The organism is Arthrobacter sp. GQ119, from assembly GCF_059759125.1.
In genome coordinates, this window is record NZ_JCAXEA010000051.1 from 1 (window position 1) to 3,132 (window position 3,132).

At 61.8% G+C, this 3,132-nt stretch carries 3 protein-coding genes; 2 read left to right on the top strand and 1 reads right to left on the bottom strand.

The features are described 5' to 3' along the window. The coding region (locus AC6CH3_RS23230; RefSeq protein ID WP_498134680.1) for an ROK family transcriptional regulator at positions 1–1,127 on the bottom strand (1,127 nt) is incomplete at its 3' end. Between the two features lie 189 nt (positions 1,128–1,316). Between AC6CH3_RS23230 and AC6CH3_RS23235 the strand changes: the two genes are divergently transcribed. Both AC6CH3_RS23235 and AC6CH3_RS23240 read left to right on the top strand, forming a co-directional pair. After that, positions 1,317–2,453 (top strand): Gfo/Idh/MocA family protein, encoded by a 1,137-nt coding sequence (locus AC6CH3_RS23235; protein WP_498134681.1) that lies wholly within the window; start codon positions 1,317–1,319, stop codon positions 2,451–2,453. After that, positions 2,450–3,132: Gfo/Idh/MocA family protein (locus tag AC6CH3_RS23240; RefSeq protein WP_498134682.1), on the top strand; the 683-nt coding region annotated here is incomplete at its 3' end. The genes AC6CH3_RS23235 and AC6CH3_RS23240, both read left to right, overlap by 4 nt.

The following is a 3,132-nucleotide window of genomic DNA, read 5'->3' on the forward strand; positions in this document are numbered from 1 at the left end:
TCGACGGCCATGATACTGGCCCCGATGACCCCGGCTTCCGGACCGGTTTGGGATTGCGTGATGTTCAGATGCTGAGTTGCCAAGGGCGTGGAGCGCGCATAGACGACTTCCCGTATGCCGGCGATCAGATGTTCTCCGGACTGCGCAAGCGATCCGCCTACTACGATGAGGGACGGGTTGATGAAACTCACACACATGTTGAGCATTTCTCCGATGTCGCGACCGGCCTGACGGACGGCTTGGATGGCGGTCAAGTCGCCGGAACGGACCAGCGAGACGACGTCGTTGCCGGTAGTGGTCTCTTGTCCATTCTCGCGGAGATGTGCCGCGACGGCCGGAGCACCTGCGATGGCTTCCAGGCAGGCGATGTTGCCGCAGCGGCACTGAATTCCTGCCGCCCTGGAAACCGCGATATGACCAACGTCCCCTGCGACACCGTCTGCGCCCCGTTGCAGTATTCCTCCGCTTATAACGCCGGAGCCGATACCGGTCGCGACTTTGAGGAAGATCATGTTGTCCTCGTTGGGCCAATTTGCAGCCCGTTCTCCGAGCGCCATGATGTTGACGTCGTTGTCGACCAATACTGGAACGTCAAAGGTCCGCTGCACGTAGGAAGGTACATTGAACCCGTCCCATCCGGGCATGATCGGGGGGCTGGTGGGCCGTCCGGTGGAGTGTTCAACGGGACCTGGCAGCCCTATTCCAGCAGCGACTATATCCGTTGCCGGGCGCCCCACCTTTTCCAGAAGTCCCTGCAGCGTCACCGCCAGCCAGTCGAGGACGACCACAGGGCCGGACGCAATCTCAAGTCCTTCGGTGGTTTCCAGGAGAATTTTTCCCGAGAGGTCCGTTAGTGCCACTGTTGCGTGAGTGGCACCGATGTCAGCGGCGGCGACCAGCCTCGCCCCGGAGTTGAAGGCAAGGCGCGCCGACGGCCTGCCCCCGGTGGAGGCCGCGTCGGCTACCGGCACAACGAGCCCGAGGTCCATCAGTGGCTCCAGACGGGAATTGATCGCAGCGCGGCCCAGACCCGTGATACCCGCCAGCTCGGCCCGGGTTCTCGGCGGCCCGTCACGCAGTATCTGAAAAAGGTCGCTGGCTCCGAAGCCGCCGTTGCCGCTGATCATGTTTCTCCGTCTTTCCTCGGGGCTCTCAGGATACCGATGGCGTCGGGACCCTGACTCTTATTGCATCGCATGCACTAAGTATCGAACACCAACCCTAATCTGTCACCTAACCGATGAACATTGCGGCAAATCAACAATCTTTTGTTGATGGGTTGACAGAAGGTATGTGGCTCGTGCCACACTTGGTCTATGGAAAAGAACAGATCGACGACAGCCCCCTCCCGGCTCCGGGCCGGGTTCGTCGGCGCCGGGTTCATGGCTGAGGTGCACACCAGAGCCGCCCGTGCTGCAGGGGCAGAGATAGCCGGCATCGCATCCTCGAGTCCTGCCAGCGCTGCCCGGGCAAAGGAACGTCTGGGCGTCTTGAAGGCGTTTGCCTCGTTCCAGGACCTCATCGAGGACGACGCGATCGACGTCATCCACGTCTGCACTCCGAACGCCACCCACTTGGCTCTGGCAGAGGCGGCTCTGAAGGCGGGCAAACATGTCGTCTGCGAGAAGCCGCTGGCCACCAATGTGCAGGATGCAACGAAGCTTGTGGAGGTGGCTGCCGAGGCGGGCACGGTTGCGACCGTTCCCTTCGTCTACCGGTTCCACCCCATGGTCCGGGAAGCCCGCGACCGTATTGCATCAGGTGAGACGGGGCGGATCTCCACGATCCAGGGATCCTACCTTCAGGACTGGTTGCTGTCCCGGGACGACGACAATTGGCGCGTGGATGCCGGTGTCGGAGGACCCTCGCGGGCATTTGCCGACATCGGGTCCCACCTGTGCGACCTGATCGAATTCGTGACCGATGACCGGATCACTAGGGTCGGCGCGCTAAGCCGCACGCTCTTCGCCGGCCGCGCCAACCACGCGGATGTCCAGACTGAAGACCTCGTCACGGCAGTCTTCGAAACGCGCAATGGTGCCGTCGGAAACCTCTTGGTCAGCCAAGTCGCTCCGGGACGGAAAAACCGGTTGATGATCGAGATCTCCGGCTCCGAAAGCACGGTGCAGTTCGACCAGGAAGCACCGGAGACGTTGTGGCTGGGCAAACGGGCCGGCTCCCAGATGCTCGTCCGCGACCCGGGCGCCCTGTCGCCGGACGCAGCCCGACTATCCGTCCTCCCCGCCGGGCATCCGCAGGGCTATCAGGATGCATTCAATGCATTCGTCGCCGACACCTACGCCGCCATCGGCGGGGAAAGCCCCGAGGGCCTGCCCACATTCCGTGACGGACTCCGGGCCGCCGTCCTTACCGAAAGCATCCTCGAATCCAATAACAGCGGTCAATGGACCGAGGTTCCAGGCATCAAACAATTAGAAGGAGCCCAGCAGTGAAAATAATCCAGGTAGGCCTCGGCGCATGGGGCGCTTCATGGCTGAACGTCATTCACCAAAGCAAGTCCTGGGAGCTGGCCGGTGTCGTGGACGTCAACGCGGACGCCGCACGGGCAGCAGGTGAACAATACGGAATCCCTGCGTACGCAAATATCGAGGAAGCCCTCAACCACAAGGAATCCTTCGACGCTGTCCTGGTCATCGTTCCGCCCGAATACCATGCCGCCGTGGCCATCCCTGCCCTCGAAGCCGGTGTCCACACCCTGATTGAGAAGCCCCTCGCGCACAACCTTGAGGACGGCATCCGCATTATCGAAGCGGCGGAGAGGTCCGGCAAGCAGGCCATGGTGTCGCAGAACTACCGTTTCAAGCGCGCCGCACGGACCGTTCAGCGCCTCATCAGCGAGGGGGTCATCGGTGACCTCGAGCAGGTGTTCATCGACTACAAGAAGAACCCGCCGTTCGAGGGCTTCCGGCTCGAAATGGATGAACCCCTCATCGTAGACGCAATGATTCATCACATTGACCAGCTCCGAGGCATCGTCGGTGTAGAACCCACCACGGTGCGTGCGCGATCCTGGAACACGTCCACCTCCAGATTCAAAGGCAACGCCTCGGCCGTTGTGCAGTTCGACTGCGACAACGGTGCCCGCGTCGTTTACACCGGCTCGTGGAGCTC

Bases quoted from the DNA above. Each gene is read 5' to 3' on its own strand.
- AC6CH3_RS23235 (WP_498134681.1), top strand. From the start codon at position 1,317: ATGGAAAAGAACAGATCGACGACAGCCCCCTCCCGGCTCCGGGCCGGG.